Source organism: Winogradskyella litorisediminis (assembly GCF_042675765.1).
In the GTDB taxonomy this organism is placed as follows: domain Bacteria; phylum Bacteroidota; class Bacteroidia; order Flavobacteriales; family Flavobacteriaceae; genus Winogradskyella; species Winogradskyella litorisediminis.
The window spans coordinates 1-785 of the sequence record NZ_JBHTJL010000002.1 but is presented as its reverse complement, the minus strand read 5'-3'; the positions used below and the strand labels follow the sequence as shown (position 1 = coordinate 785).

General features: G+C 42.0%; 1 protein-coding gene. It reads right to left on the bottom strand.

Going from position 1 to position 785, the window contains the following annotated elements; translation table 11 throughout:
• Positions 1 to 785 (bottom strand): Ig-like domain-containing protein (locus ACFQ1Q_RS00075; protein ID WP_386126711.1); only part of this gene is annotated, 785 nt, incomplete at both ends.

The window sequence follows — 785 nt, the reverse complement described above, 5'->3', positions numbered from 1 at the left end:
TCTCCATCACAATCCGCTGTATACCAATCGCTAGTCGTATTCATTAAGTCTACGTTAGCTAAATCTCCGCCTTCACATGGATTTGTTGGGTCTGTACCGTTTGCTATTTCTGTGCCATTATCCTCGCCATCTCCATCGCAATCTGCTGCTGCATAGATTGGGTTACTGGTATCAGCTATACCTGTTCCATTATTGGAACAAGGGTCTGTAGGATTAGTATTATTTGTACACTCAGTAGCATTGTCTTCACCATCGCCATCACAATCTAATAACCCAATTGGATTTGAAGGGTCAGAAGTTAAAATTGAACAAACATCAATTGTACCAGAAACAATATCATCACAGTCAAATATAACAGTCACTACTACATTTCCAATGTCGGTTAAACCATCTTCATCTTCAACTGTATAATCGAAATTGATTTCAGTTACATCTGGGCCAGGAGTTACATCTAATGTGCCATTGGTTTGTAATGTTACCATAGTCCCATCACTCAACGTTACTGTTGATAATGGTGCTATTGGTGTTACCGTACCGTCTGGGTCGATTATCTCTGTGATTGTTAAGTTGGCGTTGTCTCCATCTGGGTCATCATCACCATCCAGTGCATTAAGATTAACTGTTTCACCCGCACCTGTATTTGCAGAGTCATCGTCAGCTACTGGTGGCAGCTGCGTGAACGTGATGTCTACGTTACCCGTATCGGTTAAGCCATCCTCATCTTCTACCGTGTAGTCGAAATTGATTGGCTCTGTGCTATCTGTCGCTGGTGTCACTTCTAATTG